This is a genomic window from Salaquimonas pukyongi (assembly GCF_001953055.1).
Classification (GTDB): domain Bacteria; phylum Pseudomonadota; class Alphaproteobacteria; order Rhizobiales; family Rhizobiaceae; genus Salaquimonas; species Salaquimonas pukyongi.
Genome location: NZ_CP019044.1, coordinates 2,123,584 through 2,150,056 on the forward strand (window position 1 = coordinate 2,123,584; position 26,473 = coordinate 2,150,056).

At 58.4% G+C, this 26,473-nt stretch carries 23 protein-coding genes and 1 other RNA gene; 7 read left to right on the plus strand and 17 right to left on the minus strand.

Annotated features, from left to right (window positions below):
- Positions 1 to 116 precede the first annotated feature (116 nt).
- The 5 genes from BVL55_RS10200 to miaA all read right to left on the minus strand — a co-directional run bounded on the left by BVL55_RS10200 (position 117) and on the right by miaA (position 4,337).
- Positions 117 to 1,076, minus strand: coding sequence for a hypothetical protein (locus tag BVL55_RS10200; RefSeq protein ID WP_156892510.1), 960 nt, complete (start codon positions 1,074 to 1,076; stop codon positions 117 to 119).
- 205 nt (positions 1,077 to 1,281) lie between these two features.
- Entirely contained in the window at positions 1,282 to 1,953 is a 672-nt protein-coding gene (locus BVL55_RS10205; RefSeq protein WP_075996806.1) for an aquaporin, read from the minus strand.
- Positions 1,946 to 2,470 carry an arsenate reductase ArsC gene (locus BVL55_RS10210; RefSeq protein ID WP_075996807.1) on the minus strand — a complete coding sequence of 175 codons (525 nt, stop codon included), beginning with the start codon at positions 2,468 to 2,470 and terminating at the stop codon, positions 1,946 to 1,948. Before BVL55_RS10210 ends, BVL55_RS10205 begins: the two co-directional genes overlap by 8 nt.
- A gap of 95 nt (positions 2,471 to 2,565) precedes the next feature.
- Positions 2,566 to 3,345, minus strand: coding sequence for a GGDEF domain-containing protein (locus tag BVL55_RS10215; RefSeq protein WP_075996808.1), 780 nt, complete (start codon positions 3,343 to 3,345; stop codon positions 2,566 to 2,568).
- Positions 3,346 to 3,473: 128 nt separating this feature from the next.
- Positions 3,474 to 4,337 (minus strand): tRNA (adenosine(37)-N6)-dimethylallyltransferase MiaA, encoded by an 864-nt coding sequence (gene miaA, locus BVL55_RS10220; RefSeq protein ID WP_244530646.1) that lies wholly within the window; start codon positions 4,335 to 4,337, stop codon positions 3,474 to 3,476.
- A 123-nt stretch (positions 4,338 to 4,460) separates the two neighbouring features.
- On the opposite strand from miaA, the gene serB reads away from it, so the two are divergent.
- Both serB and BVL55_RS10230 read left to right on the plus strand, forming a co-directional pair.
- A complete protein-coding gene (gene serB, locus BVL55_RS10225; RefSeq protein WP_075996810.1) occupies positions 4,461 to 5,357 on the plus strand; it encodes a phosphoserine phosphatase SerB in 897 nt (298 codons plus the stop codon).
- Positions 5,354 to 5,926, plus strand: coding sequence for a GNAT family N-acetyltransferase (locus BVL55_RS10230; RefSeq protein ID WP_075996811.1), 573 nt, complete (start codon positions 5,354 to 5,356; stop codon positions 5,924 to 5,926). Before serB ends, BVL55_RS10230 begins: the two co-directional genes overlap by 4 nt.
- Positions 5,927 to 6,072: 146 nt before the next feature.
- Here BVL55_RS10230 and BVL55_RS10235 read toward each other — a convergent pair whose 3' ends face one another.
- The 8 genes from BVL55_RS10235 to BVL55_RS10270 all read right to left on the minus strand — a co-directional run bounded on the left by BVL55_RS10235 (position 6,073) and on the right by BVL55_RS10270 (position 13,439).
- Positions 6,073 to 7,551, minus strand: a complete 1,479-nt coding sequence (locus BVL55_RS10235; RefSeq protein ID WP_075996812.1) for a DegQ family serine endoprotease — start codon at positions 7,549 to 7,551, stop codon at positions 6,073 to 6,075.
- 54 nt (positions 7,552 to 7,605) lie between these two features.
- The gene (locus BVL55_RS10240) at positions 7,606 to 7,791 is read right to left on the minus strand and encodes a DUF2065 domain-containing protein (protein WP_075996813.1); all 186 of its coding nucleotides are present in this window, start codon (positions 7,789 to 7,791) and stop codon (positions 7,606 to 7,608) included.
- Between the two features lie 75 nt (positions 7,792 to 7,866).
- Positions 7,867 to 8,766 carry a protease modulator HflC gene (gene hflC / locus BVL55_RS10245; RefSeq protein ID WP_075996814.1) on the minus strand — a complete coding sequence of 300 codons (900 nt, stop codon included), beginning with the start codon at positions 8,764 to 8,766 and terminating at the stop codon, positions 7,867 to 7,869.
- Positions 8,763 to 9,875, minus strand: a complete 1,113-nt coding sequence (gene hflK, locus BVL55_RS10250; RefSeq protein ID WP_075996815.1) for an FtsH protease activity modulator HflK — start codon at positions 9,873 to 9,875, stop codon at positions 8,763 to 8,765. Before hflK ends, hflC begins: the two co-directional genes overlap by 4 nt.
- Positions 9,876 to 10,002: 127 nt before the next feature.
- A complete protein-coding gene (locus tag BVL55_RS10255; RefSeq protein ID WP_075996816.1) occupies positions 10,003 to 10,542 on the minus strand; it encodes a dihydrofolate reductase in 540 nt (179 codons plus the stop codon).
- Between the two features lie 42 nt (positions 10,543 to 10,584).
- On the minus strand, positions 10,585 to 11,379 hold the full coding sequence (locus tag BVL55_RS10260) for a thymidylate synthase (RefSeq protein ID WP_075996817.1): 795 nt from the start codon (positions 11,377 to 11,379) through the stop codon (positions 10,585 to 10,587).
- Positions 11,380 to 11,718: 339 nt separating this feature from the next.
- A complete protein-coding gene (locus BVL55_RS10265; RefSeq protein WP_075998068.1) occupies positions 11,719 to 12,960 on the minus strand; it encodes an SAM-dependent methyltransferase in 1,242 nt (413 codons plus the stop codon).
- A 167-nt stretch (positions 12,961 to 13,127) separates the two neighbouring features.
- Positions 13,128 to 13,439, minus strand: a complete 312-nt coding sequence (locus BVL55_RS10270) for a DUF2853 family protein (protein ID WP_075996818.1) — start codon at positions 13,437 to 13,439, stop codon at positions 13,128 to 13,130.
- Between the two features lie 189 nt (positions 13,440 to 13,628).
- On the opposite strand from BVL55_RS10270, the gene ssrA reads away from it, so the two are divergent.
- From ssrA to BVL55_RS10285, 3 genes are all read left to right on the plus strand, one after another.
- Positions 13,629 to 14,000, plus strand: a transfer-messenger RNA (tmRNA) gene (gene ssrA, locus BVL55_RS10275).
- A 125-nt stretch (positions 14,001 to 14,125) separates the two neighbouring features.
- The gene (locus BVL55_RS10280) at positions 14,126 to 14,692 is read left to right on the plus strand and encodes an SspB family protein (RefSeq protein WP_075996819.1); all 567 of its coding nucleotides are present in this window, start codon (positions 14,126 to 14,128) and stop codon (positions 14,690 to 14,692) included.
- Positions 14,693 to 14,713: 21 nt separating this feature from the next.
- The gene (locus BVL55_RS10285) at positions 14,714 to 14,926 is read left to right on the plus strand and encodes a ribbon-helix-helix domain-containing protein (protein WP_075996820.1); all 213 of its coding nucleotides are present in this window, start codon (positions 14,714 to 14,716) and stop codon (positions 14,924 to 14,926) included.
- Positions 14,927 to 14,951: 25 nt separating this feature from the next.
- Here BVL55_RS10285 and BVL55_RS10290 read toward each other — a convergent pair whose 3' ends face one another.
- On the minus strand, positions 14,952 to 18,827 hold the full coding sequence (locus tag BVL55_RS10290; RefSeq protein ID WP_075996821.1) for an AsmA family protein: 3,876 nt from the start codon (positions 18,825 to 18,827) through the stop codon (positions 14,952 to 14,954).
- 85 nt (positions 18,828 to 18,912) lie between these two features.
- Positions 18,913 to 20,298: an FAD-binding oxidoreductase gene (locus BVL55_RS10295; protein WP_075998069.1), complete on the minus strand. Its 1,386-nt coding sequence runs from the start codon at positions 20,296 to 20,298 to the stop codon at positions 18,913 to 18,915.
- Between the two features lie 234 nt (positions 20,299 to 20,532).
- Here BVL55_RS10295 and BVL55_RS10300 point away from each other — a divergent pair, with 234 nt between their 5' ends.
- A complete protein-coding gene (locus BVL55_RS10300) occupies positions 20,533 to 22,173 on the plus strand; it encodes a chloride channel protein (RefSeq protein WP_075996822.1) in 1,641 nt (546 codons plus the stop codon).
- A 157-nt stretch (positions 22,174 to 22,330) separates the two neighbouring features.
- On the plus strand, positions 22,331 to 24,169 hold the full coding sequence (locus BVL55_RS10305) for a TadE/TadG family type IV pilus assembly protein (protein ID WP_075996823.1): 1,839 nt from the start codon (positions 22,331 to 22,333) through the stop codon (positions 24,167 to 24,169).
- A gap of 20 nt (positions 24,170 to 24,189) precedes the next feature.
- Here the strand turns inward: BVL55_RS10305 and BVL55_RS10310 are convergent, their stop codons facing one another.
- Together BVL55_RS10310 and BVL55_RS10315 are read right to left on the minus strand one after the other, a co-directional pair.
- The gene (locus BVL55_RS10310) at positions 24,190 to 24,747 is read right to left on the minus strand and encodes a VOC family protein (RefSeq protein ID WP_075996824.1); all 558 of its coding nucleotides are present in this window, start codon (positions 24,745 to 24,747) and stop codon (positions 24,190 to 24,192) included.
- Between the two features lie 119 nt (positions 24,748 to 24,866).
- Positions 24,867 to 26,393 (minus strand): DEAD/DEAH box helicase, encoded by a 1,527-nt coding sequence (locus tag BVL55_RS10315; protein ID WP_428977259.1) that lies wholly within the window; start codon positions 26,391 to 26,393, stop codon positions 24,867 to 24,869.
- Positions 26,394 to 26,473: the final 80 nt, after the last annotated feature.

Here is a 26,473-nt window from a genome sequence, read left to right on the forward strand (position 1 = left end):
CACGAGAATGAATTTGGGCACTTCGCCACTCCTTCGATTGCGCGGGCAAACTAGCCAGCAGGCATCATCCCGTCAACCGCCTTTTTGCCCCCATGGCCCTTATCAGATCCGGCCTGTCAGGGCAGCGCCATCACCGGCTGATAATCCACATCGCAGTTTGCGGGATCGGATTTGGGGATCGAAAGGCCCGGCATCGGCACCGCAGAGCCAACCGGCGCGCTGATCTTCTGCCCCACAGCAGGAAGCGGCAGCATTTCCTCCGGCGGTGCGGTCACGCCATTGAGGCAGTTGCCGATTGCATTGAGATCGCCGAACAAATCGACTTCCGGATCGTCCTCGCGGTGGCGGCGCTTCAGGCTCTTGGCCTGTTGGCCAATGTAAAACCGTATGCCCGCCATCGTCCTGGTCTCGGTTTTGCTGAAAGAGGCTTCGGCAAACAGCGAAGAGGCTATCTTGCCCGAGGTAAACATCGCTTCAACGCCTGCAAAGGCGGAAGTCGTGTTGAAACTGTGCTCAATGCCCGCTTTCACCATCAGGTCATCGGTAATGTAGAAGTCGACCTCGCCCGTGGCGGCCCAATAGACGCCTTCGCCAAAAAACCCGAAATCGGCCATATCGCGGCCGGCGAACCCCTTGAGGGTAAAATCACCGAGATAGGCCTCCCCCATCAGGCCAAAACGGGTATGGGTGATTTCGATATCGTCGAGATCATAGCGCGTTTGCTGGCCATAGAGGCCAAGCAGGCCGATCTGCGGATCGCGCCAGAACAGTTGCCCTCCCAGCCCATAGGCTTCGATGCCAAGGGTTTGCGACGCGAAGGCAAGACCGTCGGTCTCGACATTGCCCTGCAAGCCGCCTGCATCGATCTGCAGCCCGAACCGGCTGCCAAGCGGCAGGGACAAGGCGCCCTTCACCATGTAGCCCTCGGCCGTTTGCAGGCTCTCTCCCACATCGTCATCAGAATCGAACGACACGTGAAAACCCCCGGCCTCAACTTTGCCATTCAGTGCCGAGACCGCCTGACCGGAGAACCGTTCCTCGAATTGTTGCGAATCAAGAACATCGGCTGCGTTCACGTGCTCAAAACCGAGCACCGCAAACGCGGCCGTCAACAACGACCGGAATAATTTCAAACTGATTTCCCCTACCAAGCAACTGGATGGATATGCTGTCCCGGCCCGTAGGAAACGGTAAATATTCCGTTAAGTCAAAAGATATCTTTTTAAGAAAGATGAAACCTTTACAAATGGTTAACGACAAAAGCGGAACCAGATAGTCAATTCAGGCGCTTTTGCCGGGCGCTGCCAGATAGCGGTCCAGCCAGAATGCAATGGCAGCGCCCGCTATCTGCGCGGCAATGAAAATGGCAACGCTTGACGGTGCGATGCCGGCAAAGGTGTTGGAAAACTGGCGGGCGATGGTCACCGCCGGATTGGCAAATGAGGTGGAGGCGGTGAACCAGTAGGCTGCTGTGATATACAGCCCCACCACGGGAGCGACCAACTCCGGCCTTGCGCGCAGGGTCATGAAGATTGCCAGCACCAGTCCGAAGGCGGCCACGGCCTCCGAAAGCCACTGGCCGGGCGAGGAGCGCAACTTCTCGCTGATCTGGAATACCGCAAGATCGAACATGGCATTGGCCAGCAGCACACCGGCAATCCCGCCGAGGATCTGGACCACGACGTAAAGACCGGCGGGTGCGGGTGCAATTTCCCGGCGCAACCAAAAGGCAAAGGTCACCGCGGGATTGAAATGCGCGCCGGATACCGGCCCGAACATGGTGATGAGAACGTACAGGATCGCGCCCGTCGCAATCGTGTTGGCGAGCAGCGCAATGGCAATATTTCCGCCGGCAAGGTTTTCGGCCATAATTCCCGAACCGACCACGGTTGCCAGCAGCAACGCCGTGCCAAGGAACTCAGACACCAGTTGTTTGCCGTCTGCCTCAGCCATTTCCCATGCCTTTTTCCAGCGCCATCCCGGTCGCACCATCCGACTGGGCACCGATTTCGTTGAGTGCTGCTTTCAATTGCGCCGGTGCCATATCCTCAAACGGCAGGGCCAGCAAGGCTTCCACCCGTTCGCCCAGTTGCCGGTAGGCAGCAAGAAATGCTTCTGCCTGCCCCTCGCCCTCGACAGCTGCAGGATCGGCAACGCCCCAATGGGCGGAAACCGGCGCCCCCGGCCATATCGGGCAGGCTTCACCGGCTGCATTGTCGCAAACGGTAATGACCACATCCATTTTCGGCGCGTCCTCGCCGGCAAACACATCCCATTTCTTCGAGGAAAAGGCGTCGGTTTCATATCCTTCCGCTTCCAGCAGCAAAAGCGCGGCCGGATGGGGGGAATTCTTCGGATCTGAACCTGCGGAAAAAGCCTTTACCCGGCCTGCACCCAACCGGTTGAGCAACGCCTCGCACAGAATGGAACGCGCGGAATTGCCAGTGCACAGAACAAGGATATTTTTCATCTACCCGCCCCAAGTTGGAAACTGACTGCTGCCCGTAGGCGCCAAGTATGACAGGTACATGACAGGATGTGGAGGACGCGGCAGCCAGGCCGCGGTCAGGCGGCCACCCGGTTGCGGCCCGAATTCTTGGCCTGATAGAGCTTTTGGTCGGCCGATTTGAACAGATCTTCCGCCTTGTCCACTTCGCCTTCATTGGTCGCTACCCCAATGGAAACCGTCGGGCGGATGATGATGTTGCCGTGCCTGATCGCCAGTGCCTCAACCATGTTGCGGTAGCGCTCGGCAACACCCAGCAGCTGCTCGCGATTGGCATAGGGCGTGATGACGGCGAATTCCTCTCCCCCCAGGCGGGCCACGATATCATGGTCGCGGCTGATGGCACGCATGCGCAGGGCCACCTCTTTCAAAACGATATCGCCAACATCGTGACCGTAATTGTCATTGATGCTCTTGAAGTGGTCGAGGTCGAGTATCAGCAGGCCCAGGGTCGCTTCAACCGCATTGAACTCCTTCAGATAGCCGGCCAGTGCGCGCTCGAAATAACGGCGATTGTGCATGCCCGTCAAAGGATCGGTATTTGCCTGGGTCTTGAATGTCTGCGCACGCTTGTCCATCTGCGTGCGCTCCTTGGTGCTGCGCCGCATGACCGGTGTGACGATCAGGACGGAAAAGGTCACCGCGGCAAGCAGCAGGCCTGCCAGATAGAATTGCAGCTTTTCGCCATAGGAAAGCATGCCGCCGGTCTTCAGCGTAAAGGCTTCCCAGTTGTAGATTGAGGTGTAGAGGGAGAAGCTGGCAAGCGCCAATGCCGCCAGCAAAAGCAGCGTGTTCAGCGGGGCAATGATGCCCTCGAAATGTATTCCTCGTTTCGACACTGGCTTCCCGACTTTGCGGTGCACTCAACATGAAGCTCACGGCTTGAATTTGACTATAGGTCACATCCTTAAAGGGCGCCTTAAACCTCATGGTTAATGAAGCGTAAATTATGAAGCCGGTTGACCTGTTATTCGGCCCGTTGAAGTTGATCTGAAATCCAGGCATGGGCGGCTTCCGCGTCCGTAAACCGGTGCCAGTCCGCGCCAAACTGGTTGCGAAACCAGGTCGATTGGCGTTTCGCGTATTGCGCTGTTGCGGTTATGGCAAGTTCAACCGCCTTGTCCCGGGAAATCTCCCCATCGATGAACGCCCTGATTTCCCGCACGCCGATAGCCCTCATCGCGGGCAATTCGGGGGCTGCATCCAGCGCCAGCAGCGCCCGGGTTTCTTCAATGGCGCCCCTTTCCATCATGGTCTTGAACCGCTCGGCAATCTTCTCCCGCAACCGGGCACGATCGGGTTCAAGAACAATCCTGATGGCGTTCTGCCCGGCCAGCACCCCCTCACCCTTGTCACGTATCTGCCACCAGGAAAGCGGCTTGCCGGTCGACCGCACAACTTCCAGTGCCCGCACGATGCGTTGGCCATCGCCCGGTTTGATTTTGCGCCAGCTTTCAGGATCCATCATCTCAAGTTCGCGGTAAAGCGCAGACACATCGCTTTTTGCCGCCTCGCGCAGGGATTGGCGGATTTCCGGATCGACAGGCGGAATCAGTGAGAGCCCCTCCAGCAGGGCCTTAAAGTACAGACCGGTACCACCGGCAAAAACCGGACGCATTGTGTTCTGGCAAAGGCCGTCCAGCACTGATTTCACATCATCTAGCCAGCGCGCGACAGAATAGGCCTCGCGCGGATCGACATGGCCAAACAGATGATGGGGCACCCCTTCTGTTTCCGCTTCACCGGGACGCGCGGTAACGACCTCAAGCACACCGTATACCTGCATCGAATCGGCATTGATCACCGCTCCGCCCGCCCGTGCAAGCTGCATGGCCAATGCGGACTTGCCGCTTGCCGTGGGTCCGGCTATCAAAACAGGCCTCTTCACATTACACCGCCGGTACGCCAATCCCTTGCGATTGCGCCAACCGGACCGCAAATATCCGGCCCGCTTATGATCGAAAATCCCGTCATAACCCTTCTGTGCCCGCCTGGCGAGGCATTGCTCGACACCGAAAGGATGAGCGCAGTACGCCGCGTGCTCGGCGATTGCAGGAGCGAATGGCTCCATGAAAACCACGTGGCCGATTTTCTGCCTGACGCACAAGCCGATGCAGCCTCGGTCCTGACGGCGATCCGCACGATCATCGGCACGCTTCCCATCGACATTGCCCTGCAGGACAGGGCTACACGGCGCAAGAAGGCACTGATTGCCGACATGGATTCGACCATGATTGATCAGGAATGCATCGATGAACTGGCTGCCGAGGTGGGGCTGAAGGACAAGGTCGCCGCCATTACGGCAAGGGCCATGAACGGTGAAATCGAGTTCGAACCGGCATTGCGCGAACGGGTTGCCTTGCTGGCCGGACTGCCGGACACCATTGCCGGTAAAGTCATTGAGCAGCGCATCACCCTTGCCTCCGGCGGCCCGGTTCTGCTCGCCACGATGAAAGCCGCCAACTGCCACTGCGTCCTGGTTTCCGGCGGTTTCAGCCTGTTTACGAGCCATATTGCATCTGCGCTCGGGTTTGACGAGCACCACGCAAACCGGCTGGAAATTCAAAACGGCAAGCTGACAGGCAGGGTGATTGAACCCGTTTTGGGAAAACAGGCAAAGATCGACACCCTTGAGCGCGTGGCCAAAGAACAGCAGCTTTCGCCTGAAGATTTCATCGCGGTGGGCGATGGTGCCAACGATCTGGGCATGCTGGGTGCCGCCGGAACCGGTGTTGCCCTCCACGCCAAGCCTGTCGTGGCAGAAAAGGCGAAGTTCCGCATTGACCATGGCGACCTGACCTCCCTGCTCCATCTTCAGGGCTATCGCGCCGAGGAGTTCGTGTCGCCATGAAACTTGAAACCGAGCGCCTTGCCATGCGGCCCTGGCGCGAAAGCGACCGGCCGGTCTTTCACCGGCTCAACCGTGAAGACACAATCATGGAGTTCTTCCCGTTCCGCAGAACGCCCGAACAGGCAGATGCGGTAATGGACCTCCTCAATGCCAGGATTGCCGAGCACGGCTTTGGCTTTGCCGCACTTGTACGCAGGCACGAAGGCGACTGTATCGGCATTTGCGGACTGAGCCGCACCGATCTCGAACCGTTTTTTCCCGATGGCAGTGTGGAAATCGGCTGGCGGCTTCTGCCCGAAACCTGGGGCAAGGGCTATGTAACGGAAGCGGGAAAACGCCTGCTCGCCTTTGCCTTCGAGGAACTGAAACTGGCCGAAGTCGTATCCTTCGCCGTTCACAACAATCACCGTTCGCTTGCGGTAATGCAGCGCCTCGGCATGCAGCCCGATCCGGCTCGCAACTTCGATCACCCCGGCGTTCCGGACACCCACCCCCATCTGAAGCGCCATGTATGCCATGCCATCAGCAGGCAGCAATGGCAGAACACGGCACAAAAAGATTCTATTTAAAATCAGACAGTTGCTGGGCCGGCCGGATTCAGCTTCACAAGCACCTGACTCAACCTGTCAACGAGATGACGCCTGCAACGGCATACAAAAATACGGCCCGCGCGTGGTACGGGCCGTATTGATTGATCCGGTTTCGGGCGGCTCTGTCAGCTTTCGATGCGCACCACGACGAAACGGATGTCGCCTTCCTTGTTGGCGATCATCAGCAATGCGTTCTTGCGTCCGCTCTTCTTCAACTCCTCGACCCGTTCGGACACGTCCTGCGGCGTTGCAACAGGCTCCTGATTGACCTCGACAATAACATTGCCGGCCTCGATGCCCTTGTCCTCGGCACTGGTGCCTTCCGCAACATCTAGAACATAGACACCCTTTACCTCGGCAGCGACGCCTTCGGCATCGCGCAACGCATCATCAAGTTCCTGCAACATCATGCCGAGTACCGGCTTGGCACTGTCGCTCTTCTTGTCGTCGTCCTCTTCCTTCGAAGCCTTGATGGCCTTTTCGCCTTCTTCAAGGCGCCCGACCTCAACCTGGACGGTCTGTTTCTCTCCCTTGCGGAAGAGCACCACATCCACCGATTCACCAACCGGCGTATCGGCAACGATCTTGGGAAGGTCACGCATGGTTTCGACTTCCTTGCCATCGAAGGAAAGCACGATGTCGCCCGACTGGATGCCTGCCTTGTCGGCCGGTCCGTCCTTGAAAACGTCTCCCACAAGCGCGCCCTTTGCCTCATCAAGGCCAAGGCTCTCGGCAATCTCCTCGCTGACGAGCTGAATCTGCACCCCGAGCCAGCCACGGCGCGTTTCGCCAAACTCGATCAACTGGTCGATAACCGGCTTTGCGAGCGCTGTCGGGATGGCAAATCCGATGCCGATCGACCCGCCCGACGGAGAAATGATGGCCGTGTTGATGCCGATCACATCGCCTTCCATGTTGAACAGCGGCCCTCCGGAATTGCCCCGGTTGATGGCCGCATCCGTCTGGATAAAGTTGTCATAGGGACCGGAATTGATATCGCGTCCGATTGCCGAGACGATGCCCATGGAGACCGAACCGCCAAGGCCGAACGGGTTGCCGATTGCCATGACCCAGTCGCCGATCCGCGATTTTTCCGAATCCCCGATGTCCACATGAGCCAGATCGCCATCCGGCTTCACGCGTAACACGGCAATATCGGTTTTCGGATCCGTGCCGACAATCTCCGCCACCAGCTTGGAGCCATCGGCAAAATTGGCGACGATTTCATCTGCATCGGCGATCACATGATTGTTGGTGATGATGAGCCCGTCCGCACTGATGACAAAGCCGGAGCCGAGCGATTGCCTGTTGCGGGTCGGCCCGTCATCATCATCGCCGCCACGTGGAAACAGATCGTCAAAAAACTCCTGAAACGGGCTGCCTTCGGGCACCTGGGGGATCGGCAGTTTCGGCCGGCGTTGCTTGACCTTCTGGGAGGTCGAGATATTGACCACGGCCCCAAGCAGGCCCTCCGCCAGGTCGGCTACTGAAACCGGCCCGTTGGGCTGCGCCAGAGCCGGTACAATACCTGCTGTGGTTGCCGGGACAGCCAGCGACAGTGCAATGGCAAAAGCTGCAATTTTTTGTTTGAAGTCGTGCACCATGCACCCGTTCCTTTCCTGTTGCGCTGCGTAGAAGCCGCGAAAATTCTGCGCCGCCTAACCCTTGGCAAGCCACACAATGCCAACCCCAATGGTCATCACCACGATGCCGAGCGTCCGCAGGGTCTGATCGGGGATAAACGGCAACTGTTCTGCCATACGTTTTATACCGCCGGGAAAGACAGCGTAAATCAAACCTTCGAGAACCAGGAACAAACCTGCTGCTATGATTAACTCGTTCACGGCATTTCCCGATCGACAGGGCTTGCTCTCACAGCAAGCGGGCGAAATAGAGGCATTCCGCCCGCCGGCCAGAAGCTATTGCCGCGCGGGCCTGTCCGGAGCGCCCGTTGCATTGCCGAAATACTGGAAGAACTCCGAATTCGGCGACAGCACCATGGTCGTGCCGGACTTTTCAAGCGCTTCAAGATAGGCCGTCATCGAACGGTAGAACTCGAAGAACTCGGGGTCCCGGTTGAAGGCATTGGCAAAGATCGCATTGCGCTCCGCATCGCCTTCACCGCGCAGGATCTGTCCATCGCGCTGGGCAGCAGCTTCGATTTCCACCACCTCGCGATCAGACCGCGCACGGATCCGTCGCGCTGCTTCCTGGCCTCTCGCCCGCAACCGCTCGGCTTCCGCCAGACGTTCAGCAGTCATCCGGTTAAAGGTCTGTTCGGAGACTTCCTGCGTCAGATCGGTACGCCGGATGCGAACATCCTCAATCTGGATGCCAAGTTCATTGGCAGCAGGCCGCAACTGGTCGCGGACCTCCCGCATCATCGCCGAGCGCTCCTCGGACAGCGCGGCTTCAAAGCCGCGCAGGCCGTAGACCTGGCGAAGCGAGTTATCCAGACGGGTGCGCAGCCGCTGCTCGGCCAGTTCCAGACGGCCTGAAACCTGCCCCCGGAAACGCGCCGCATCGGAGATCTTGTAGGTCACGAAAGCATCAACCTCGTAGAACTTGCCGCCTGAAACCTGAACCGTGATGTCGTCGAGATCAAAGCGCAACAGCCGGTCCTCGACGATCTGCACCGTATCCAGTTCAAACATGGTGAGAGGCAGTTTGAAATAAAGGCCAGGCTGGGTCTCCACCCGCTTGATTTCACCAAACCTCAGCACGATCGCCTGATCGCGCTCATTGACCACGAAAAAAGAGTTAAGACCAAGGAACGCCAGAACGGCGAGCAGGATCAGAATGATTGGTCCGCGGCTCATTGGCTTACTCCCTCACTGGTTTCCGGTTCGCTGTTTCTGCGTTTCTGGAGTTCAGGCAGAGGCAGATAGGGAACGACGCCCGTGCCGCTGCCGCCCTGTTCGATAATCACCTTGTCGGAGCCTCCAAGTACTTTTTCCATGGTTTCAAGGAACAGCCGCTTGCGGGTGACTTCCGGCGCCTTGCTGTATTCATCGTAAACGGAAATGAAGCGCTGGGCTTCACCCTTGGCTTCCTCCACGATGCGGTTCTTGTAGGCTGCCGCATCTTCGCGAATCTGCGCTGCCTCGCCTCGCGCGGCGCCCAGAATACGGTTGGAATACCGGTTTGCCTCTTCGATGAAGCGGTCTTCATCCTGTTCAGCGCGCTGCACCTCGTCAAAGGCGTCGGCCACAGGTCCCGGCGGTGCCACATCCTCTATGTTGACCGCGTTGACCGTCAGGCCGGTCTTGTAATCGTCAAGCGTATCCTGAACGATCGAGCGTACCTGTTCTGCGACACCGGCACGGTCATCACGGAAGACGTCCTGAGCAGGCCGCCGGCCAACCACTTCGCGCATCGCGCTTTCGGCCACCTGGCGCACCAGTTCATCCGGCTCGCGGGTGTTGAACAGATAATCTTCGGGATCGGTGACCTGATAAAGGACTGAAAATGCCAGATCGACAATGTTCTGGTCGCCAGAAAGCATCAGGCCGGTGGTGTTGGTGCCACGGCCGACGGTACCGATATTGATCTGGTTTTCGCGGATATTGGCAACTTCGTAGGTTTCAACCGGCCACCAATGAAAGTGCAGACCGGGACCGGAAACCTCTTCCTTCGGCTTGCCGAAGCGCAATTCGATGCCCAACTCGTCCGGCTGGATCGTGTAAACGGACTTGAAGGCATAAAGCGCTACCGCTGCCAGCAGGATAATGCCGAGAACCAGCGGGCTGAAGCCGCCGCCACCCGGAATCGCCTGTTTGAGCTTTTCCTGTCCCTTGCGGATGATGTCTTCAAGGTCGGGCGGCTGGCTTCCGCCGCCCCGTGGTCCTGAAGGTCCCTGCCCCCAGGGACCGCCGCCATTATTGTTACCCCCACCCCAGGGGCCGCCACTTTGATTGTTCCAGGGCATTCACTGTCCTTTGCCTGCAGGATTGCATTTGCAGCTTGTTATAGGGATCGTGCGGCCCGCTTTCAACGGCCACCGTGCAATGAATGCGCACCCGGCACTGCGGCAATTCATACCCGCTGCGGCAATCTCAACCGGCCAGATTGGCGGCAGCACGCTCATAAATCACATAAAGAGTTTCCGCATCGTCCCTTTCGCCCGCTGCAAAGGCCTCACGATAAACCGGTTGCCACTCCTGCGGATTGATGTTGGGAAAACGGGTATCGCCATCCGGCTCCGCCAGCACATGCGTGACGTAAAGCCGGTCTGCCAGGGCAATTGCCTCGCCATAAAGTTGCCCGCCGCCGATCACGCAGATCTCTGCCGGCAATTTCTTGTCGGCGATCAGGCTGCCGGCAAGCGAAATCGCTTCTTCGAGGTTTCCTGCACAATGCGCGCCCGGCGCTTGATAGCCTTTCGTGCGCGTTACCACGATGTTTTCGCGGCCCGGCAGCGGCTTTCCGATCGATTCCCACGTCTTGCGCCCCATGATGACGGGCTTGCCCATCGTATCGCGCTTGAAGCGTTTCAAATCGGAGGAAAGCCGCCACGGCAATCCGCCATCAACGCCAATGACGCCATTGGCCGCGATGGCGACAACAAGGGAGAGAACGGGGCGGTCTTTGGCCATGATACTCACACTGCTGCACTGAAATACTGCAAGGCCATGGATCTAAACCGCCACCGGTGCCTTGATGTGGGCATCGGCTTCATAACCGATGAGCTCGAAATCCTCATAGGTGAATTCAAACAGATCGCGCACCTGGGGATTGATCCGCATCTCCGGCAGGGATTTGGGGGAGCGGGCAAGCTGCAGTTTCGCCTGCTCGAAGTGATTGTGATAAAGATGCGCATCCCCCAGCGTGTGGACGAAATCGCCCGGCTTCAAATCGCACACCTGGGCGATCATCATCGTCAGCAATGCGTAGGAGGCTATGTTGAACGGAACGCCCAGAAAGATATCGCCGGAGCGTTGATAAAGCTGGCATGAAAGCCTTCCGTCGCTGACATAAAACTGAAACAGGCAGTGGCAGGGCGGCAGTGCCATTTCATCGACCAGCGCCGGGTTCCATGCTGAAACAATCAGGCGGCGGGAGTTCGGATTGGTTCTGATCTGGTCCAGCAGGTTTTCGATCTGGTCAACCGAATGCCCCTCACCTGCCGGCCATGAGCGCCACTGATAGCCATAGACCGGGCCAAGATCGCCGTTTTCATCGGCCCATTCATCCCAGATGGAAACGCCGTTTTCCTTCAGCCAGCCGATATTCGTCTCACCGCGCAAAAACCACAGCAGTTCGATGATGATCGAACGCAGATGCAGTTTCTTGGTCGTGAGCACGGGAAATCCCCGCGACAGTTCGAACCGCATCTGATGACCGAAAATCGAACGGGTTCCTGTACCCGTCCGGTCGCCCCGGTCCGAACCCTCCTTCAGCACGGTTTCAAGCAGATCGAGATATTGCCGCATGATCGTGTTCCGTTTGCGCGATTCGCCCCTTTTAAAACGTGCCTTCTCTAATTGAAATCACCGGCCGGCCGATAGTGCGGTTTTCAATCACGATCAGCAGCAATCACCGAAATCCGGAATTGCCTCGCAAAACCGTGAGATACGAACAAGCCCGGTTCATGAAACTCTCATTTTCAGTTGAATGCGCAACTTGCCATATTGGCAGGGTCAGAGGGCGGTTGCAGCTGTTCAGGCTCCATTTTCCATCCCACGACCCCCCAAGGAGTTCGGCCGGCGCTTCCGTCTTCTGACACCCGGCTCTTGAGCCGGAAAAAAGCTAGGCTGTATCGGCGTTCAGGTTTAGGCCGCCATGCCAAGTTTGGCTTCCAGCCGTTCGTATTCGGCCTGCTTTTCGAAAATGTAATCCCGCTGCAGCGGCACGGCATCGCGCTGCCGCGAGAGCTGCATGTGAAAGACCAGTTGCGCCCCGCTTCGGAACATTTCCTCGGCGGAAATGAGATAAAACTCCCACATCCGCGCAAAGCGCTCATCAAACATTTCCACGACCTTTTGCCGGTTACTCTGGAAGCGGCGGTTCCAGTGGTTGAGCGTCTTGGCATAGTGGGTTCTGAGAAATTCCAGATCAAGCACCCATAACCGCTCGTTCTCCACCACCGGAAACACTTCCGACAGAGCGGGCGAATAGGCGCCGGGAAAGATGTATTTGCGCAGCCAGGGGCTCGCCGTTCCAGGCGGACTCATATGGCCGATGGAATGCAGCACCATGACCCCGTCATCGGGCATCAGCGCATTGATCGTTGAAAAGAACTCCGGATAGTGATGAACGCCAACATGCTCGAACATGCCGATCGACACGATTCGATCGAACTTGCCGGTCAGTTCACGGTAATCGCGCAATTCAAACCGGACACGGTCGCCAAGCCCCATATCCTGTGCCCGGCGGTTTGCCAGTTCGCATTGCTCCCTTGATAGGGTCACCCCGGTAACTTCGACCTCGCACAACTGCGCCAGATAGAGCGCCATGTCGCCCCATCCCGAGCCGATATCCAGTATCTTCTGTCCCGGCTCCATCGCCAGCTTTGCCGCTATCAGACGCAGCTTGTTGCGCTGCGCCTGCTCCAGGCTCTCATTGTCATTCCTGAAATAGGCGCAGGAATACAGCAGGTTCCGGTCGAGGAAGAGCTTGTAGAAATCATTGCCGATATCATAGTGATGGGCAACGTTGCGTTGTGCCTGCCCCCGGCGGTTGGATTGCTGCAGCCGGCGGAACAGACGCGATCCTCTCGCCAGCAGTGCCAGCCAGGCATTGCCCTCCAGCGCCTTGCGGTTTTTGTTGTAGACCGCCAGCATGTCGCGAAGATGGGTGCCGTCCTCCATGGTCAGCGTACCATCCATATAGGCTTCACCCACCGAAAGTTCTGTCTTCACGACGATGTCGCGGTAGAGTTTGCGGTCATGCAGGCGGATGGAGGAAAACGGCTCTCCGCCGTCTCCATAAACGTGCCGGACCCCATCCACATCGGTCACCACCAATTTGCCGGTGCGGATAATCGATCGGAAAAAACGGTCGAGGAGTTTCATCTCAACCCCTAAACAATTCCTGCCTGTTGCATCTGCTTGCAGCAAGGATTCCACAAACGCATTTGTGATGCAAATGGCGACGCCCCGCAGCACCAGCCGGACAGAAAAAAGCCCCGGCAGCCGCGCCGGGACTTCCAAACAGGCTCAGGTCAAATCGACAATCGGGATCACAGGTCGCCGAGCTTGCCCATCTCCTTGGCTACCAGATAGTAGAAGGTCACCCGCTGCTTGTTGCGGTCACCGGACATGGTTTCGCAAACACTCGCAATCGCGCTGTCACAAGCTGCTGCATCGCCAATCCCGAGTTTCTTCATGCACCAGCTCTCGCGAACGCGATCCAGCTCGCTCTGATCGGTGCAGGAAACAAGCGAAGCATCCCGCGAGCGAAGCGCGATTCCCAGATGCTTGACGATTTTGTCGACCACACCGGCATCTGCACCTGCATCGTAACGTTGTACATCACCAAGATAATCACTCATGAAAACTCTCCCTTTTAGCTATTCCTTGCATGTGCCATCCCACACGGCATTTGATGTGGAAATCGCCTTTTCACCGGAGATTTGTCCAGTAAATGCCGATTTTTGTATCACACACTTTACGATGCGTCACCATGAATTTGTCCACAGCACGCCTGGCGCTCCGCCAGCGCAGGCAATGGGGACAAATTACCGATTGAACGAACCGCGCCGGCACACTACATTAAACCTGCCGGTTTTCCGGCTATGACGATAAATGACCTGTGTAATAAGCCTATCGGACCCGGGGCGGTACCCGGCGCCTCCACCAAAAACCATCGCCTGGCCGCCAGGCTTGCCGCGATGGCTTTTGATGGGGGCGAAACAGGATCGACGAGGGTGTAAAGACTGTGTTTTCGTCCGGCATGGTAGCCACCGTTATCGGGCCAAACTTGATAGTTGCAAACGACAACTATGCGGAAGCACGTCTCGCTGCCTAAGGCGGTGTGACAGCTTCACATGAACTCCTGAGGGTTCGCACTTTCAGGCGGGGTTCGGAGGCACCTGGCAACAGAAGCCTCCACTTTCAATTCCCTGGTAACGATTGAACCTAAAGCCTTTTGCTTTCGAAGCCGAAACGCATATAAGCTGGGTATGGCGTGCCTGCCCGCTGATGGGTTGGCCGAACAGAACAGGGCGCGGAAGGAACCATGGACGAGGAACAGGTCAGCGAAGATTTGATACGCTATGACGTGCTGACCCAGGACGCGCTTCGCAGCGTCATCCGCAAGGTTCTTGATGAAGTTGCCGTGGCCGGGCTTCCCGGCGACCATCATTTCTTCATAACGTTCGATACCGGCTTTCCCGGCGTACGGCTTTCAAAGCGCATGCGCGAGCGTTACCCCGAATCGATGACCATCGTCATTCAGCACACCTATTGGGACCTCAAGGTCAATGATGGGGGCTTCGAGGTGGATCTGACCTTCAACGACATTCGCGAGCGCCTTGCCATTCCCTTTGCCGCCATCCAGGCTTTTTTCGATCCATCGGTAAAATTCGGCCTTCAGTTCGACGTTGCCATCGAAACCGCGGACGATGGCCAAGCGGCTGTCGAGGCGCGGGAACAGGAACGCCGGGAAGCGCCCGTTGAGATACAGCAGAAGCGGCGGGGCGAGAAAAGGGATGAAAGCGAAGAACCCGCCGGGGAAGAAGCCGGTGACGCTTCAGGCGCGTCCGGCGAAGTCGTCTCCCTCGATGCATTCCGGAAGAAGAAGTGATCTGACCGGCGCTGTTACGCCATGAAGAAGCGATCGATCTCCATTCAGGGACACCGTACCAGCTATTCCCTGGAAGATGCCTTTCAGGCCGAGTTGCAGAAAATCGCCGGCCAGGAGGGCATATCGGTCGCCCGGCTCATCGCCCGCATTGACCGGGAACGCAGCCGCGGCATCAATCTTTCCTCTGCGCTGCGCCTCCACGTGTTGGAATACCTCAAACAGCAGCGCGGCTGATCCTGGCACCTGCTGATCCTGGCACTTATTGTGTGTTGCGCTGAAACAGTTTTTCGATGTTCTTGAACAGATCGTTTGCGGTCGGCGGGGGCAACGGGCGGGCCTCCACTCCTTCCTTGACCTGTGTCTTGCGCGACTGTTTTGCCTGGCGCTGTTGTGCTTCCTGCTCCTTTGCAAGGCGTTCCTGCTCGGCCCTTGCAGCCGCTTCGGCAGCTTTGCGGGCTGCCTCCTCGGCCTTTCGCTTTTCCTCAAGCTTGCGCTGGCGCTCGGCTTCCTGCTGGCGCAGGCGTTCAGCCTCGCGCTCCTTCTCAAGGCGAATTCGCTCGCGCTCTTCCTCTTCACGGCGGCGCTGCTCTTCAAGCTTTGCTGCCACATGGCGCTGGCGCATTTCAGAGCGCAGCAGGTCCTGCCGAAGGCGCTGGCGTTCGAGCACGGCCGATTGCAGGATTTCAACCCGCCGCTGCTCTCGCTCGAAAGCCCGCAGCGACAGAAAACCCTCCAGCGGAGCGGTTGCAATTTCCAGCTCCGGCGCAACAACCGGCCCTGCCAGTTTCACGGTAAACTCGGTGCTTGCCCCTTCCTGTGCCTCAAGTCCTGCCTCCGGTGCCATCGCAAGGACAGCCGAACCGGTACCGTCCGTAAGATTGAGCATCAGGTCGAGGCTGGGCGACGGGCTTTCGGGCGTCTTGGGCACGATATTGCGCATCTGCATGGTTCCCCGGCTTACGGTGAATGCCGTGGCAGGAATGGAAAAGGCAGTTTCCCCTGTCAGGAAGGCCGCCTGCACGAGCTGGGGGACCGCTTGGGCGTTGATTTCAAATCCCTCCGCATCTGCCGCCTTCAGTACCGATGCCAGCCCCTGCTGCCTTATGCCCTTCACAAGTCCGCCGGTCACCGAGAGCACCCCTTCTCCACCAAGGGAACCGACAATTGCCCGCGGCGTCTTGCCAAGACCGTCAAATCCGCCGGAAAGCTCCAGACTTCCCCGGATGTCGAGCGGCACGTCATGGATTGCTGCAAGCATTTGCAGATCAAGTTCAGACGCCTCCAGACGAAGGCGCATGCCTAGGCTGTCGCCTGAAGTAAGAGACATCTCGCCAGACAGCTTCCCGCCTGCCCAGTCAGCCTTCGCTTCGTTCAGCTCAAATCCCGTTTCCCCCAGCTTCATGTCCGCCAGAAAGCCCTTTGCCAAACCGCCAACACCAAGATCGGCGGACGTTGCAGTAAGGCGGATTTGCGCACCGTCAAACGGGATCAAAGGATCGGAGAATTCAGCCTGTGGCCACGGCATTCCATCGGGGGAAAGACTGATTTCCGGCTGGATGCCGAAAACACCAGCCAGCACTGCCGGAAGGGAAAAATGGTCAAGATCAAGCTTGCCGCCCACAAGGGTCTGCCCATTTCCTTGCACGAAGTCGAGCCTGCCTCCGATAGAGTTGCCGCCGAGCTGCCCGCCTGAAATCTCGAATGTGTGTGCCTGGCCATCGGTCCGCGCAAGCTGTCCTGCCACCGAGAAGGGCACGACATCACCGGCAACCGAGTTCAAACCCGGTATCACATGCCCGAATGCGGTAACGATTGGCGCAAGATCCTGGGTACCGAAAGTCAGGTCAAACTGATAGTCGGCCTCACCGGCCCTGGCAGGATAATAAAGACCTTGCAGATTCAGGGCCGTGCCCGAGGCGTTTGCGATCAGCGCCGTGGAATATCCCTTGTCAGTGCTGCCCACCATGTCGAGATTGACCTGCAGCGGCCCCGACAGCCCGCCAAGCAAAGGGGTAAACCCGTACCGTCCCAGCCCGGCCTGAAGAAGCAGTTTCGAACTGTCCATATTGACCGCCTTGAGGGTCAAGGCAAATCCGTCCCGGGCAAATGTGTTCAGCCCGCCATCGAAACCGCCATGCATGTCGAATTCAGTACCGCCGGCAAGACCCCTGACCACATAGCGGTTCTGCGAGGCAATGCCTTTTCCCGTGCTCCCCCCGGCATCAATTTCCAGCACCAGTTGCGCATCGGCAGTCAGCGAAGGCTCACGAGCCATATCCGAGACAACCGGCACATCGCCAAATCTGGAAACTGCCTCTGCTGCCAGGAGGGCAAGGTTTGCCGCCTCAACTTCGATACGCAGATTGCCGCTGGCATCGGTGAGCAGGTTTTTTATCTGGCCGGTGCTTTTGAACCGTGCGCCGAGAAAACGCTCCGCATTGAGCCGGGAAACGGACAGTTTCCCGCTGCGCAACTGAAATTCCAGATCAACGCCCTCTGCGCGCAATGAATAGCCCGAAAGCCGGCCGGCCTTGACGGCAACGTCAAGATCGTGATTGCCCGCTGCCAGATCGTCATGACCGGTCAGAAGATAGAGCGCCCGCAAATCGTCAAGCTGAATGGCATCGCCGGACAGCCGGACCAGAACGGCCGGATTTCCCAGTGTTCCGTCGAGCTTTTCAACCGGCGCCAGGCGATTGATCCGCCCGGTGATCAGATGATCGTCGAGCCGGATTTCAAGGTTCTGCAGGTCCAGTTGCGAGGGGGAGGCATTGATACTTCCCGAAAGGCCGGCCCGTTTGATACGGCGGATATGCGGGCTTGCCCTTCCCGCAAGCCAGCCGGCAAGCCCGGAGGGCTGACGGGTGGCAACAACTATATCGCCATCGATGCCGAAATCGTCACCCGTGCCGATAGAACCGGAAAACTCAAGAATAGTATTGCCCGGCAGTGTCGCCTCGAGACGGTGCACCTTCCAGCGCTTCCCCTCGGGCTGCACCACCGTGCTGATTTCGCGCAACATCGTGTCACCGGACACAATGGCCGGAATTTCAAAATCCAGCACACCGTTTATTGCCGGCACGGGCACTTCATCAAGAATGCCGCGCACCAGGGCGATGCGCTCTTCCAAGGTTGTCGCCCCACCCTCGCTGCCGCGCATCTGCGCAATCCGCGCCACATCGATCTGCCGGCCATCCAGTTGAAGCCTGAATCCTTTGCTGCCGCGCAGATCAACAGTCCCCAGTCCGCTCAGCACAAAGGGATCGTCTCTCGAGCCTATCTCGACAGAAAGTTCGTCAAGATCGAGCTGTGCTGGAACCAGCCGGTATTTGCCTCTTGTACGCACCGGAAGTCCCGTCTCACTGGCCGACACACCGCGCAAACCGCTGGCACCGTTTTGACCCACCGGGGCAATTTCGAACATCCCCTCCCAGGCCAGCACATCCTCTTTGAGGCTGACCGGGCCGTCAGCCTTGAGCTCATAGGGCTGGTCTTCGCGCACTCCGGTGATCTTGAGGCGTATCGTTCTTGCTTCGGTAAGCCGGCCGGTGGAAACCGAAAATGCCGTCGCGCTGCCTGCGACGTCGCCACTGCCTTCGATCCGCCAGGGACCGATAAGCGATTGGGCGGAAATGTCCGCATCAATCCTGTCGCCGGTAATCGTGGAACCACCGGCAAGGCCGCTTAGAATGAAACTGGCGCCGCGGACCGTCAGGCTGTCCAGGGCCACCTGGTCCGGATCAACCAGCAATTCCCGCCGCTGTGTCCAGGCAATCCGGCCACTCTCATCCACTTCGATGTTGAAGTGCGGGCGGGTCAACGACATGTTGACGATCCTGATTTCGCCCGAAAGCAGCGGCGCCAGCTCCACATTGGCGGAGAACTGGTCGACCGTCATCAGCGGTTCGCCGGAACTGGTTTTACCGACGGAAAGGTCGCCAAAGGTGACCGAGGGGAGCGGCAGGATGCGCACCTTTGCGCCTCCGCCAACCTTCACCGGCTGGCCGAATACCTGGCTCGCCTGGCGCTCGAAATCCTGCTTGTAGGCCGTCCAGTCGATGAAATAGGGCGCCACCAACGCTGTAAAAAGCGCGATGACGACCAGCACACCACTGAATACGAACAGGCGGAACAAGCCTTTTCAAACTCCCTCAACTGCGCATGCCGGGCGGTCGCATGCGTCAAAAAATCCGGTAATCCGGTGTGAAACACCGGCCTTGTCAGAAATGCACGACTTTGCCGGGATTGAGAATATTGCCCGGATCGAGTGCCCTTTTTATGGCGCTCATCACCTCCCAGCCATGGCCATGCTCAAGTGCCATGTATTTCATCTTGCCCTGGCCAATGCCATGTTCGCCAGTGCAGGTGCCATCCATGGCAATGGCACGCTCGGCAAGCCGCTTCACCATTGTTTCCATCCGCGAAACCTCGTCCGCATCCTCCATCATCACCAGCGGCAGAACATGAAAATTGCCATCGCCCACATGGCCGACAATCGGTGCAATCAGCCCCAGTGCCTCGACATCCCTGCGGGTTTCCTCAACGCACTCGGCAAGCCGCGAGATCGGAACGCATGCATCGGTGGGAACGCCTTTCGCCCCCGGCCGCCAGGCAAGGGCAGCGTGAAATGCATCATGGCGTGCCTTCCACAACCGGTTTCGGTCTTCCTGTTTTTCCGCCCATGCGATCTTGCTGCCGCCTGCCTCCTCTGCCAGGGCCTGGAAAAACTCCGCCTGCTCGCCCACGCTGTTCTCAGAACCGTGAAACTCCAAAAACAGGGTCGGCTGGTGGGCATGGGAGAGGTTCGAATAGCGGTTGACCATCTCCATCTGCAGCGCGTCCAGCAGTTCAATGCGGGCAACCGGTATGCCCGCCTGGATCGCTGCAATCGTGGTGCGGCAGGCGGCATCCACATCACCGAACTGGCACACCCCGGCCATGACCTTTTCAGGAATACCGTAAAGCCGCAATGTCAGTTGCGTGATGACGCCGAGTGTGCCTTCCGATCCCACAAGCAGACGGGTCAGATCATACCCGGCAGACGTCTTCTTTGCCCGCTGTGCCGTATGAACGATTTTTCCATCCGCCATCACGGCCGTTACATTCACCACATTGTCGCGCATGGTTCCATAGCGCACAGCATTTGTGCCGGATGCCCGTGTGGCCGCCATGCCGCCAAGCGAGGCATTGGCGCCCGGGTCGATGGGAAAAAACAGGCCGGTATCGCGAAGATAATCGTTTAGTTCCTCGCGGGTACATCCTGCCTCCACCGTACAGTCAAGATCGTCGGTGCTCACCTTCAGCACCCGGTTCATGTGCGAAAGATCGATCGAAATGCCGCCATATGGCGCGTTGACGTTTCCCTCGAGCGAGGTTCCCGTCCCGAACGGAATGACCGCAACCCCATGGGTGGCGCACACCTGCACTGCTTGCTGAACATCATCGGTCGAACGGGCAAACAGCACCGCGTCGGGCAACTGGCTGGCGATATAGGTCATGGTATGGGCATGCTGCTCGCGCAGGGAAGTGGAAGTCTGGAATTGCCCGCCAAAGCGCTGTGCCAGGACATCGCAAACGGTTTTTACCGCCTGCCCATTGCGCTGCATGTCGCGCTGCCCATTGCGCCGCTGGCCCGCGTTCTCTGTTACCGGCTTGTTCACCTGCCTGCCCTGCCTGATCTTTGATGCATCTCGACCTTACTCCAAGACCGCCAAAAGGAAAGTGGCAAAGGCCAATTCTGCGACCAGGTCTTTATTTGACGGCTGGCATTTTCTATTGCTTGATCGTTGCAGCGCCAAAAACGCGCCTGCATCAATTCCTAACCTTTCCGCCCGGTGTTCATGCGTGACCTGATCCGACAACTGCCGAAAATGCTCAGGGATTGGGTAACGCCCAATCTGGCGCAGCACTGGGAATCGCGTCAGCCACTTGTCTGGCTGCTGTCATTGGCTGCTGGCGCCCTGGTTGCCGTGGTCGCCATCATCTTCCGCGAGCTGATCGGCATCTTTCAGTTCCTGTGGACGGGGACCACTGCCGAAACCCTTTCAGCCACGCTTTCTGCCCTGCCTTGGTACTGGGTGTTTTTCGGCCCGGTGGCCGGCGGCCTGCTGGTCGGCCTGTGTCTTGAATATCTCCTGAGCTCCAAGAGAACCCATGCGGTTGCCGATGTGATCGAGGCAAAAACCACCGGCAATGATCGCTTTGACCTTAAACAAACAGCCCTGTCAGGTACGGTTACCGCATTGTCCCTGGGGGCCGGTGCAAGCGGCGGACGGGAAGGGCCCGTGGTCTATCTCGGCGCCGCCTTTTCAAGCACGATAGCTCGCCGTTTCGACCTGCCAGCCTGGGGCAAGCGCACCCTGCTTGGCTGCGGCGTTGCCGCCGCCGTATCAGCCAGCTTTAACGCGCCGATCGCCGGTGTGCTGTTTGCTCACGAGGTGATCCTCGGTCACTATGCCATGCGCGCCTTCGTGCCCATCGTCATCGCATCGGTGGTATCGACCATTCTTTCAAGGCTGTGGTTCGGCGATATCGCCGCCTTTGCCATCCCCGACTACCAGATCACCTCCTTTTGGGAGTTTCCCGCCTTTGCCCTGCTCGGCGTGGTTTGCGCACTGGTGGCCGTAATCTTCCAGTTTGCCCTGATCGGCACCGATTACGTCGCCAGAAACATCAACATGCCGCTTATCCTGCGTCCGGTTGCCGGCGGCTTCCTGATCGGCACGATTGCGATCCTCTTTCCCCAGGTGCTTGGCGTGGGATATGAGGCAACCGACATGGCGCTCAAATCGCAGCTGCCACTGGCACTCCTGCTCGGCCTGCTCATTGCCAAGACGACGGCAACCGCCATTACCCTCGCCTCCCGCTTTGGCGGCGGCGTCTTCTCCCCGTCCCTGTATCTTGGTGCCATGGCCGGTGGCGCCTTCGGCATCATTGCCGCCAGCTTTTTCCCGGACATGGCCTCCAGCGAAGGTCTGTATGCCATTCTGGGCATGGGCGGCGTTGCCGCCGCCGTCCTCGGTGCACCGGTTTCAACCACCGTCATGGTGTTCGAACTGACAGGCGGCTATGCTCTATCCATCGGCCTGTTGCTGACCGTTTCCATCTCCAACGGCATTGCCCAGGCAATCCACGGCCACTCCTTCTTCCACTGGCAGCTTGAAATGCGTGGCCTGTTCGTCAACGAAGGACCGCAACAAACCTTGCTGCGCCAGCGCCGCGTCCGCGATTTCATGACGCCCCTTGATCCGGAAGAGCAAGCACCGGCGCCCCTTGATCCGGAAGGGAACGAGACCTTTCTCAAACCATCCTGGACGCTGGAATATGCATTGCGGACGTTCGACAATGGCGGCCACAGCACGCTGCCGGTGGTTGATGAAAGCGACGAAACCCGCATCATCGGCTGGGCACACCTGACCCATGGCCTGCGCTATTTCAACCGGGCACTCGCCGAGGCCACGGCCGAAGAGCACCATCACTAAAGCGGGGAGAGGCCATGCCCTGCCACCGAAAAACCAGCCGGATTATCCAAACAGCACTTTGGTTAACCGTTCATATTTTAACGAAACATTGTGCAAGGCGATAAAGGGAACAGCAAACTTCTTTCGCTAATTTTCCGCATCAGCAGGGAATGCCGCGATGGAATGCAAACAGCTAACCAAACTGCTTGGCGCGTTTATACGCAACGAGGCCGGGACCTATGTCACGGTATTTGCGCTCGCCACCCCGGCGATATTCGGTGTCGTTTCCGCCTCTGTGGAAATGTCATCGATCAGCCGGGTCCGCGCCCAGTTGCAGGCAGCGCTCGATGCTTCCGCGCTGGCAACCGGCAAACAGCTTGCTGTCACCACCGATGAGGACATTCTGCGCGGCTATGCGCAGGATTTCTTCGATTCCAATCTCGGCAGCGCCCTGGAACCTGAAAAGATCAACTTCGGCTTTCAGTTTCTCGACGTTCCCGATTCGGGCAAGCGCATTCGCGTTTCAGCCGATTACGACTACGACTTCATGCTGAAGTTTCTCGGCATGGATGAACTGCTGCTCGACATATCCTCCGAGGTTACCGCCGGTAACCGCACCATCGAGGTCGCCATTGTCATCGACAATTCCGGCTCGATGGATTCCTACACCGGCTCAAGCTGGGACACCCGGCTTGAAAAGGCACAGGAAGCTGCCGTCGCCTTGTCCGATCAGCTTTTTGCCCTTGCCAACATCTCCAACAAGCCCGATCCGGTCAAGATCTCGGTCGTCCCCTTCGGCCACTCCGTCAACATCGGCAACCAGTATCGGGGAGAGGCCTGGATGGACATGCAAGGCTGGTCTTCCATCCACCATGAAAACCTCAACTGGGAAGGCACGGACACACGTGGCGATGACTGGCCTGAGCTGGTCAGCTATCCAGCCGGCTTCAAGGGCTATGCGGCCGGAAGCGAAACCGCACCACCAACTTCCGGCGTGGTTGCGGTCGACTGGCTGACCCGCTGGACCTTGTTTGACGCGCTGGGCCTCGACTGGGAAGGCTGTGTTGAAATGCGGCCCTGGCCCTATCACACCACGGACGACACCCCGTCCGATCTCAACGCCGATACGCTGTTTGTTCCCATGTTCGCGCCTGACGAGCCCGATGAGGAAAACAGCAATGAAGACGACGACTATACCAACAACTATCTCGACGATTACTACCGGGCCTATGCCAATCCTGGCGGCCTGACCTATTGGGACAGTTCGCGGAGCGTTCATCGCCTCAAACGCAATATCCCCGGCCAGGGCTACAATTACGGCAACTACACCCGCCAGCAATGGCGCCAGGACTGGGGCATGAAGTACAACGACGATGCCAAGCGCAGCAGCTTCAACCAGTATTACAGCAACAATTTCGGCAATCGCGGCCCGAATTTCGGCTGCACGACCAACCCGGTTACCCCACTGACCAATCAGGCAGCCACCATTGAAAGCGCCATCAATGCCATGGATGCAGGCGGCTATACCAATGTGCAGGCGGGGATCGTCTGGGGATGGCGCACGCTTTCGGCCGGCGAACCGTTCACCCAGGGACGTGACTACAGCGTACCCGAGAACGACAAATACATCATCGTTCTGACCGACGGCAACAACACCTATCCCAGCCAGTACACCCGAAACGATTCCCAATACACTTCCTGGGGATACGAAAAGCATGGCCGGGTGTTCGGCGGCTTGCCGACAAGCATGTCAGCCGTTAACGCCATGAACGCCCACACCAAAACAACCTGTGACAACATCAAGGCGGTCATGGATGCCGACAATGAGCCGGCCTACAAGATCTTTACCATCGCCTATGACGTCGCCGACGGCTCAAGCGTCAAGACACTGCTTTACGACTGTGCCTCCAGCCGTGGCGATGGCACGAAATACTATTTCGATGTGTCGGGGGATGCGCTTGCCGCCGCCATGCAGGCGATCGGCAACGAGATTTCCGATCTGAGAATCTCCAGGTAATTACCACGCCGTCAGCTTTCCTATCGAGAAAGGGTGTTGGCGCGCTGCCGGACAAGTTCCTCGATCGCCTCCGCCACATGGGTTTCGGCAATGTGGTCATCGCCCTTTTCCACCCGGATGCGGTGGGCGGCAAACAGCACTTCCCCATGGCCAATACCAGCCGGTGGCTCGAACTTGTAGCTGGCAAGTTCGATCAAAAGGCCGAGCGGATCCTTGAAATAGATCGAATCCATGAAGCCTCTGTCCTTGATGCCTGAATGACCGATGCCCCGCGACTTCAGACGGTCTGCAACCTGTAACAGCATCGCCCTCGAAACATTAAAAGCCAGATGATGCACGCATCCAGGATCGGTCGGCGTGCGCCGGTTGTCGGCAGTCCTGTCTTCCTTGGTAAAAACCGTGATCAGCCGTCCGTCGCCCGGATCGAAATAAAGGTGGCTTTCCTCATCATCGTCGAGGTTGGGCTGCTCGAAGACAAACGGCATGCCCAGCACACCTTCCCAAAAATCGATGGATGTCTGGCGGTCTGCCCCGGTCAACGTAATGTGGTGTACGCCCTGCACCTGTAGTCGCTGCATGATCAGCCTCCGTTTTCGACAGAATTTAGGGTTCGAAACGCCGATGACAACCGGCTTTGAATTGACGATGCGTTCAATTGCCGTTCGAAAGGCCGGTCAACACAGGATTTGCTGCGCTATCAGTCGCCGCTTCTATTGCTGCTGCGCTTGCGCTGCCAGTGACGCGGTTTGCCGCGCCGTTTCATTTTCGAGGCTCCGGCATTCTTCTCCGCCTTTGCGCTGCCATCGGCCTTTCGTTCGGTATCCGCCTCCGCCCTGGCAGCATCCGGTTTGCGCCGCTTTGCCGGCCGCGATGGCGCACTGTCCTTTTTTTCCCTACCTGGCGCATCGCCTGCAGGCTTTCCAGATGGCTTGCGCCGGCGGCCCCGACTTTTGCCATCGGGGCGATTGGCGGACCGGTGTTTGCCGCCCCCTGCCCTTCGGCCCGGCTTTTCTGGTTCCGGTTCTTCATCACCTGCCACCAGCAGATTACCAAGCACCGGGATTGCCATGCCGAGCTGTTTTTCGATGGCCTTCAGCAAATGTGCTTCGTCCGGCGCGCAGAAAGCAACCGCATCGCCATCTTCGCCCGCCCGTGCCGTACGGCCGATCCTGTGCACATATTGCGCCGGAACTTCCGGCAGATCGAAATTGTAGACATGGGTAACGCCGGGAACATCAATCCCGCGCGCTGCCACATCCGTTGCCACAAGAATGTTGATTTCGCCTGCCTTGAACGCGCGGATCGCCCGGTCGCGCTGGGACTGGCTCTTGTTGCCATGGATTGAAGCGGCATCAAACTTGCGCTGCGTCAGCATCCGCTTGAGCTTTTCAGCGCCATGCTTGGTGCGGGCAAACACGATGGAAATGTCGTTCGGCTGGCGTTCGAGCAGCTCGGCCAGAAGGTCCGGTTTTCCCCGGCGGGAAACGTGATAGACGCCCTGGCGCACCCGGTCTGCGGTCTTGCCGGGCGGCGCCGCCTCGACACGAAGCGGGTTAGTCAAGAACGCTTCGGCAAGCCTGGCGATCTCCTTGGGCATGGTGGCTGAAAACAACAGGGTCTGGCGTTGCGGCGGAACCATTTTGGCGATTTTCCGAAGGGCGTGGATGAACCCCAGATCAAGCATTTGATCGGCCTCATCGAGAACCAGAAACTTCGCCGTATCCAGAAACACCGCCTTGCGCTCGACCAGATCCAGCAACCTTCCGGGCGTTGCGACCAGAATGTCGCATCCCTTTTCAAGCCGCCGCTGCTGAACGTTGACGGACTGCCCGCCGACAGCCAGCGCGACCTTCAGATGGGCATTGCGGGTAAACATCTTCAGCGCTTCGGCGATCTGGTTGGCAAGTTCACGGGTCGGCGACAGGATCAGCGCCCGCACGGACCTGCCTTCCCGCATGCTGCCGATAGCCATCAGCTTCTGCACCAGCGGCAGTCCGAAGGCGGCCGTCTTGCCGGTACCAGTTTGAGCCAGGCCCAATACGTCACGGCCATCCATGATGATGGGTATGGCCTTGCGCTGTATCGGCGTGGGCTCGGTATAACCCATGGCCGAAAGCGATTTCATGGTTGGCTCGGACAGGCCAAGCCCGCTGAAGGAGACATCTTGTCTGTTTTCTCCGCCATTGCCGGACCGATCCGGCAGGCCGTCTTGTTTCGTGCTCAAGGGCTGAACTTTCTGCAAAAGGAGGGAACCGCTGCCGGTAGGCGCTACCAGGCCGGACGCAACACGCGATCTTGAAGCGG

What these genes read in the sequence shown, in the direction of transcription:
- BVL55_RS10205 (WP_075996806.1), bottom strand. Translation starts at nt 1,953, where the DNA reads ATGGCTGAGGCAGACGGCAAACAACTGGTGTCTGAGTTCCTTGGCACG.
- BVL55_RS10210 (WP_075996807.1), bottom strand. Translation starts at nt 2,470, where the DNA reads ATGAAAAATATCCTTGTTCTGTGCACTGGCAATTCCGCGCGTTCCATT.
- miaA (WP_244530646.1), bottom strand. Translation starts at nt 4,337, where the DNA reads ATGCAGCTTGCACGGGCGGGCGGAGCGGTGATCAATGCCGATTCGATG.
- serB (WP_075996810.1), top strand. Translation starts at nt 4,461, where the DNA reads ATGATCGAAAATCCCGTCATAACCCTTCTGTGCCCGCCTGGCGAGGCA.
- BVL55_RS10230 (WP_075996811.1), top strand. Translation starts at nt 5,354, where the DNA reads ATGAAACTTGAAACCGAGCGCCTTGCCATGCGGCCCTGGCGCGAAAGC.
- BVL55_RS10235 (WP_075996812.1), bottom strand. Translation starts at nt 7,551, where the DNA reads ATGGTGCACGACTTCAAACAAAAAATTGCAGCTTTTGCCATTGCACTG.
- hflC (WP_075996814.1), bottom strand. Translation starts at nt 8,766, where the DNA reads ATGAGCCGCGGACCAATCATTCTGATCCTGCTCGCCGTTCTGGCGTTC.
- hflK (WP_075996815.1), bottom strand. Translation starts at nt 9,875, where the DNA reads ATGCCCTGGAACAATCAAAGTGGCGGCCCCTGGGGTGGGGGTAACAAT.
- BVL55_RS10255 (WP_075996816.1), bottom strand. Translation starts at nt 10,542, where the DNA reads ATGGCCAAAGACCGCCCCGTTCTCTCCCTTGTTGTCGCCATCGCGGCC.
- BVL55_RS10260 (WP_075996817.1), bottom strand. Translation starts at nt 11,379, where the DNA reads ATGCGGCAATATCTCGATCTGCTTGAAACCGTGCTGAAGGAGGGTTCG.
- BVL55_RS10265 (WP_075998068.1), bottom strand. Translation starts at nt 12,960, where the DNA reads ATGAAACTCCTCGACCGTTTTTTCCGATCGATTATCCGCACCGGCAAA.
- BVL55_RS10270 (WP_075996818.1), bottom strand. Translation starts at nt 13,439, where the DNA reads ATGAGTGATTATCTTGGTGATGTACAACGTTACGATGCAGGTGCAGAT.
- BVL55_RS10280 (WP_075996819.1), top strand. Translation starts at nt 14,126, where the DNA reads ATGGACGAGGAACAGGTCAGCGAAGATTTGATACGCTATGACGTGCTG.
- BVL55_RS10285 (WP_075996820.1), top strand. Translation starts at nt 14,714, where the DNA reads ATGAAGAAGCGATCGATCTCCATTCAGGGACACCGTACCAGCTATTCC.
- BVL55_RS10295 (WP_075998069.1), bottom strand. Translation starts at nt 20,298, where the DNA reads ATGCAGCGCAATGGGCAGGCGGTAAAAACCGTTTGCGATGTCCTGGCA.
- BVL55_RS10300 (WP_075996822.1), top strand. Translation starts at nt 20,533, where the DNA reads ATGCGTGACCTGATCCGACAACTGCCGAAAATGCTCAGGGATTGGGTA.
- BVL55_RS10305 (WP_075996823.1), top strand. Translation starts at nt 22,331, where the DNA reads ATGGAATGCAAACAGCTAACCAAACTGCTTGGCGCGTTTATACGCAAC.
- BVL55_RS10310 (WP_075996824.1), bottom strand. Translation starts at nt 24,747, where the DNA reads ATGCAGCGACTACAGGTGCAGGGCGTACACCACATTACGTTGACCGGG.